Here is a 6,136-nt window from a genome sequence, read left to right as displayed (position 1 = left end):
AAGGTCCTTCGCTACGCTCAGGATGACAGACGTTTTTTTGCATTCACAACTTCACAAACTCACAACTTCACCGCTACTCTGCCCGGTCGCGGAGCTTTTTCTTTTCGTCTTTAGCAGCCTTTTTTTCCTTGGTGGTTTTGGCAGGCTCCTTCTTTTTCTCTTTGCGGGCGTCTTGTGCTTTGGCCATGGTACACTGGGTTAGGGGTGGCAGAATCAGGTTAAGTTTCTCCCTTAACGCGGAGAAATATGCCCTTGTTGTGCGCAAAGTAGGGCTTTACGGCAACAGTGGCAAGTATCGCTCGCGCAGGATGTGCAGGTGATGCGCCTCGTGACCAGGAATGGCAAACAGCAGTGCCCGCACACTTACGGGGCCGCTGGCCGTGAAGCCTACTCTATCTAGCTGCGCGGGCGTGAACGAGCGAAACAGCGCCAGCGTGGCGCTCCGCACGGCGGCATATTCCGATAAAATATCAGCCAGGGGCCGGTTATTGGCACCGGCCTCGGGGGCGTAGGCGTCCTGGTCGAAGCCGGGTAGGGTTTGTTGCTCGCCGCGGGCAAAGCACAGGGCGCGGTAGGCAAATACCCTTTCGGAATCCAGCACGTGCAGCAACATCTCCTTGATGCTCCACTTGCCAGGGTCGTAGTTGGTAAGAGCTTGCTCGTCGGTGAGTTGGCCCACCACCTGTTGCACCTCGCGCAGCTGTTGCTCCATCTGCACCAGCGGGTTGGCGCCCACCGGCACGCGGGGAATGTACGAGGCATCGAAATACGCTGGGTACTGCCCTGGCTGCGGCCGCGGGATGTTGGGCTGCATCGGGAAGTCGGCGAGGCTGGCGGCTTCGGGATAGGGCGGTAGGGTAGGCGGCTGCGGCCGTAGTCGGCGGCGGTGCCGCGCCAGGCGGCTGGGGCTACCCCACACCCGGCGGCTGCCCAGTAGCTCTTCCGATGTCAGCCACTCTCCTACCTCCGCTGGCCCGAAGGCCCACTGCAAGAAATCGGGCAGGATACGGCCCCACGTGGCTTGGTTGTGTCGGCCATCTACCACCTCCACGTAGCGCACGTCGCGGTTGGGGTGAAGTCCGTGCCGTTTCAGTTCCGCCACCAAGTCCAATGTGTCTTCAATGGCATCGATGATGCCATTGTTGTTGCGGTCGTTAGTTTCGTCGAGGGTGCCGGTTTGCAACCAGAACTGCTGGCCGGGCGCGGGCTGGCCCTCGCGCACGAGCAGGTGCATGAGGCGGTCGGCGTCGGTGTAACCCTGGTCGAGGGCGCGGCGACGCCACCAGAACGAGCCCGAAAACGCGCCCGCCCGCAACGCGGCCTCGGGGTGGTGCCACACAAAATCGAACGCCGCTAACCCGCTGAGGGAGAAGCCCGCCACTACTACCTCCGTCGGATTGGCACTCACGTGGTAGCGCGCCTGGGCGTAGGGAAGCATTTCGGTGAGCAGAAACTCGGTGTAGTGCTTGGCGCGGCTGCCCCGCCCCAGGTAGTCGGCGTAGGCAGCGGTGCCGTACTCCTGCACCCGCACGCCCGCCTGAATGGCCACCAGCACAAACGGCCGCACCGCCTGGTGGCGGTAGAGCGCATTAAGGGTGGCTGGCAGGTGCAGGCGGCGCAGGTCCTGCCCGTCGTTGAGGTAGAGCACGGGGTAGGGCGCGGGCGCGGCAGCATCGTAGCCAGGCGGTAGCACCACATCGAACCGGACGGTGCGCCGCAGGGCCCGCGAGGCCAGCCGCAAGCGGCGAACCACCGTTACGGCCGTATTTTGCGTAGGAAGGAAAGCAGGCTGATTCATTCGCCGGGGAATAGCTTCACGAACGATTTTAAGGCCGCAAGGTACTTTATTCCGCTTCCAAGCCGTAGATTACCCGGAGAAATGAAAGTTTATAGCTGAATATTTCTGATTTTCCATTTCACAACTCCCTCTTTCCGTGCAGGAAACCTACCGCCCCTTCTATTCCCACGCGCTTGGTCACGACGTTGAAATGCTGGTTTTCGGCGAGCGTGGCTACCCCGTTATCGTCTTCCCTACCTCCGGTGGGCGGTATTATCAGGCCAAAGATTTTGGGTTGGTAGATGCTGCTGCTCCGTTGATCGACAGTGGTAAAATACGCCTCTACTGCGTCGATAGCGTGGATGGCTACAGCTGGTACGGCCAGCACCTGCCGCCCCAGGAGCGCCTGCACAACCACATCCGTTATGACCGAATGCTGACCGAGGAGCTGGTACCCCAGCTGCAACGCGAAAACAACGTGGCCAAAGTAGCGGTGGCCGGGTGCAGCTTCGGCGGTTACCATGCGCTCAACTTCGCCTTCCGCCACCCTAGCCAGGTCAGTCACATGTTTTCGATGGGCGCTAAGTTTGACATCAGCAACTTTCTGGGCGGCTACCACAACGACGACCTCTACTTCAACAACCCACCGGCCTACATGCCCGCTGCGCAGGACGACAATTTCTACCAGATGGGCATTGTGCTGGGCTCGGCCGTAGACGACTTTTGTAAGCAGGGCAACATTGAAATGTCGGAAATCCTGAACCGTAAGGGCATCAGCCACTGGCTCGACATCCGCCCCTACGGCACCCACGACTGGCCTGTGTGGCGCGACATGTTCCCGGAATATTTAGCGCAAATTGAAGCGTAAAACTCCCTTTTTAAATGTCATTTAGACCAGCGGAAGAAGTCTCGCTTGGTGAGAATTCCTATCTTTCATCAGCACGCGAGATTTCTCGACAAGCTCGAAATGGCGTTCTAACGGGCTAGAGGCCCTACTTAATCAAGACCCTAACCCCCTAAAACACTATGAAAAAAATTGGCATTCTTTTCGGCCGGGAAAACAGCTTTCCGCAGGCATTCGTTGACCGCGTAAATGAGAAAGCACCCAGTGGCATACAGGCCGAGTTTGTGCAGATTGGCCTAGTTGAGCAAAGCGTTCCAACCGATTACGCCGTTATTATCGACCGGATTTCGCAGGACGTGCCCTTCTACCGCGCCTACCTCAAAAATGCTGCGCTGGGCGGCACGGCTGTCGTCAACAACCCGTTCTGGTGGTCGGCCGACGAGAAGTTTTTCAACAATGCGCTGGCTGTACAACTGGGTGTGCCGGTGCCCAAAACCTTGCTCCTACCCTCCAAAAACCGCCCCGACGACACCTCAGATCAGTCGTTCCGCAACCTGAACTGGATGGACTGGGACGCCGCGTTTGAGAAGCTGGGCTGGCCCGTATTCATGAAGCCTCACTCGGGTGGCGGCTGGAAAAACGTGTACAAGCTCGACAATCCCGAGCAGTTTTTCAGCGCCTACAACGAAACCGGCCAGCTGGTGATGTTGCTCCAGGAAGCGGTGGAGTTTACCGATTATTTCCGCTGCTACTGCATTGGTGGTAAGGATGTGCGCATCATGCCTTACGAGCCCCGCAACGAGTTCCATCAGCGCTACGCCACCGAGATGAAAACCACGGGCGCCGCGGGCAAAAAGCTGCTGGCTACCATGAAAGACTATGTATTGAAGCTCAACCAGGGCCTTGGCTACGATTTCAACACGGTAGAGTTTGCTGTGCGCGACGGTATTCCGTTGGCTATTGATTTCGGCAACCCTGCCCCCGATGCGGATATCAATTCTGTGGGCCAGGAGAACTTTGAGTGGGTTGTGGAAACCGCGGCCAACATGGCCATCAAGCGTGCTCAAGCCCAGAAGCCCGGCAAGGATAACCTTACTTGGGGCACGTTTGTACACCCAACGGCAAGCGCGGCGCCAGCTAAGAAACCTGCTGCTCCGAAGAAGGCAACGGCTACCGCTAAGAAAGAAAGCTAAGAGCGAGAGTTAGAATTTCCCTCTTTTTTAAGGAGGGGTGCCCGCAGGGCGGGGTGGTAAAGTCGTTGAACAATACTAGAACTAGAAAGCTAAAAGGACTAACTCTAGCTTTCGTTCTTGCGGTTTTACCACCCCGCCCTGCGGGCACCCCTCCTTTTTTGAGTGGAACTAGCTTAGGCTTCCAACTTCTTTAAAACCCTACCCTAACTACCACCCTATTCATTCATTTCTAATCTATTATCATCATGGGTAAGCCGGTTTTCACCCTCGGAATTGAGGAAGAGTTTCAGACGATTGATCCGGAAACGCGCGACCTTCGCTCCCACATGTCGCAGATTGTGGAGGGGGGCAAGATGATTTTGCAGGAACAGGTGAAGGCCGAAATGCACCAGTCGGTGGTGGAGGTAGGCACTACGGTGTGCAATAATATTGAGGAGGCCCGCCATCAGGTAACGCACCTGCGCCGCCAGGTGATTGAACTGGCCGACCGGGTAGGGCTGCAAATTGCAGCCGCGGGTACGCACCCGTTTTCGCGCTGGCAGGACCAGCCCATTACGGTAGATGCCCGCTACGACAAGATTGTAGAGGAATTACAGGATGCCGCCCGCTCCAACCTGGTATTTGGCATGCACGTGCACGTGGGCGTAGAAACCCGCGAGTTGGGCGTATACATGATGAACGCCCTGCGCTATTTCCTACCCCACATCTTCGCGCTAAGTACCAACTCGCCCTTCTGGGAAGGCCGCGAAACCGGTTATAAATCCTTCAGAACCAAGGTATTCGAGCGTTTCCCGCGTACGGGTATTCCTGAGCACTTTGGCAGCGCCAGCGAGTACGATGCCTACATCAACCTGCTCATCAAGACGGGCTGTATTGATAATGGCAAGAAGATCTGGTGGGACTTGCGTCTGCATCCGTTCTTCAACACCATCGAGTACCGCGTGTGCGACATGATGCTGCGCGTGGACGAAGCCGTGGCCATGGCTGCACTCATGCAGGCGCTGGTGGCCAAGGTGTATAAGCTGATGATCAGCAACCTCACTTTCCGACAATACCGCAAGGCCCTCATCAACGAAAACAAATGGCGCGCCGCCCGCTACGGCCTCGACGGCAAGCTCATCGATTTTGGCAAGCAGGAAGAATTACCCACCCGCAATCTGATTCAGGAGCTGCTGGACTTTGTGGACGACGTGCTGGATGAGCTGGGTAGCCGCCACGAGGTAGAGTACATCCACAAAATGATGGAAATGGGTACCGGCGCCGACCGCCAATTAAAGGTATTCCGCGAGACTGGTGACCTGAAGAAAGTCGTTGATTTCATTGTGCAGGAAACCTCTTACGGTTTGTAATGTTCTACCTGTCAGGCTTCCCCGTTGGAACCTGAGGCAGGTTCGGCCACATCTTTGCTGTCGCTCTGCTTTTTTGCCATTATTCCCGGCTTGCAAGTCGGGCAGTTGCTACCGCATGAAATCATTGAAAATTGCCGTTCTGGATATGTACAACAATTTCCCGAATCAGGGAATGCGCTGTATTCTGAAGATCTTACACCAGTTGCAAGCCGAGGTGGCCGTGCCCGTCACCTACGACGTATTTAACGTGCGCGCCGAGGTGGCGCTGCCGGGCCTCGACTACGATATCTACCTCTCATCGGGCGGGCCCGGCTCACCGCTACCCTCCGACGAGCCCTGGGAAACGCCCTACTTCGCGCTCATCGACCAGCTGCTGGCCTGGAACCGCACGCACGAGCAGAAAAAGTACGTGTTGCTGATTTGTCACTCTTTCCAGCTGGTGAGCCGCCACTTGCAGGTAGGCGAGCTGAGCGCCCGCAAGTCTACCTCCTTCGGCATCTTCCCAATGCACATGACCGAGGCCGGCCAGCAAGACCCTTTGCTGGGCCTGTTGCCTGACCCGTTCATGGCCGTCGACTCGCGCGATTTTCAGGTGACGAATCCTGATGAGGACCACTTGCGGCGGTTGGGCGTGCAGGTGCTGGCGATGGAAAAAGACCGGCCTCACGTGCCTTTCGACCGGGCCATTATGGCTCTGCGCTTCACGCCGGAGATGGTAGGCACCCAGTTTCACCCCGAAGCCGACGGTGAAGGTATGTTGCACTACATGCTGACTACAGAGCGCCGCCAGCAGGTGATTGACACGCACGGTCAGCAGAAATACGACGATATGGTGCGTCTGCTCCAAGACCCCGAAGCCATTGAGTTGACTGAACGCATTCTGGTGCCGGCCTTTTTGCGACAATCTGTAGCGGCGCTTACGGCTGTTGATCAGCCGGTTACCTTGTAAATACAGGAACGTCATGCTGAGCTT

5 protein-coding genes are annotated in these 6,136 nt (G+C 57.1%); 4 read left to right on the top strand and 1 reads right to left on the bottom strand.

Going from position 1 to position 6,136, the window contains the following annotated elements; translation table 11 throughout:
• Nucleotides 1–274 precede the first annotated feature (274 nt).
• Complete coding sequence (locus KYK14_RS22235; RefSeq protein WP_246601972.1) at nt 275–1,798, bottom strand: alpha/beta hydrolase-fold protein; 1,524 nt, start codon at nt 1,796–1,798, stop codon at nt 275–277.
• Between the two features lie 136 nt (nt 1,799–1,934).
• Here KYK14_RS22235 and KYK14_RS21245 point away from each other — a divergent pair, with 136 nt between their 5' ends.
• The 4 genes from KYK14_RS21245 to KYK14_RS21230 all read left to right on the top strand — a co-directional run bounded on the left by KYK14_RS21245 (nt 1,935) and on the right by KYK14_RS21230 (nt 6,112).
• On the top strand, nt 1,935–2,645 hold the full coding sequence (locus KYK14_RS21245) for an esterase family protein (protein WP_219161678.1): 711 nt from the start codon (nt 1,935–1,937) through the stop codon (nt 2,643–2,645).
• Between the two features lie 158 nt (nt 2,646–2,803).
• Nucleotides 2,804–3,814: an ATP-grasp domain-containing protein gene (locus tag KYK14_RS21240; protein WP_219161677.1), complete on the top strand. Its 1,011-nt coding sequence runs from the start codon at nt 2,804–2,806 to the stop codon at nt 3,812–3,814.
• A gap of 245 nt (nt 3,815–4,059) precedes the next feature.
• On the top strand, nt 4,060–5,163 hold the full coding sequence (locus KYK14_RS21235) for a carboxylate-amine ligase (RefSeq protein ID WP_185283896.1): 1,104 nt from the start codon (nt 4,060–4,062) through the stop codon (nt 5,161–5,163).
• Between the two features lie 115 nt (nt 5,164–5,278).
• Complete coding sequence (locus KYK14_RS21230; protein WP_219161676.1) at nt 5,279–6,112, top strand: type 1 glutamine amidotransferase; 834 nt, start codon at nt 5,279–5,281, stop codon at nt 6,110–6,112.
• Nucleotides 6,113–6,136 lie beyond the last annotated feature (24 nt).

This window comes from Hymenobacter profundi (assembly GCF_019334315.1).
GTDB lineage: Bacteria > Bacteroidota > Bacteroidia > Cytophagales > Hymenobacteraceae > Hymenobacter > Hymenobacter profundi.
The sequence above is the reverse complement of the archived record's forward strand: the minus strand, read 5'-3'. Positions and strand labels throughout refer to the sequence as shown.

Excerpts from the sequence above, each read along its gene's own strand:
- KYK14_RS22235 (WP_246601972.1), bottom strand. The coding sequence starts at position 1,798 with ATGAATCAGCCTGCTTTCCTTCCTACGCAAAATACGGCCGTAACGGTG.
- KYK14_RS21240 (WP_219161677.1), top strand. The coding sequence starts at position 2,804 with ATGAAAAAAATTGGCATTCTTTTCGGCCGGGAAAACAGCTTTCCGCAG.
- KYK14_RS21235 (WP_185283896.1), top strand. The coding sequence starts at position 4,060 with ATGGGTAAGCCGGTTTTCACCCTCGGAATTGAGGAAGAGTTTCAGACG.
- KYK14_RS21230 (WP_219161676.1), top strand. The coding sequence starts at position 5,279 with ATGAAATCATTGAAAATTGCCGTTCTGGATATGTACAACAATTTCCCG.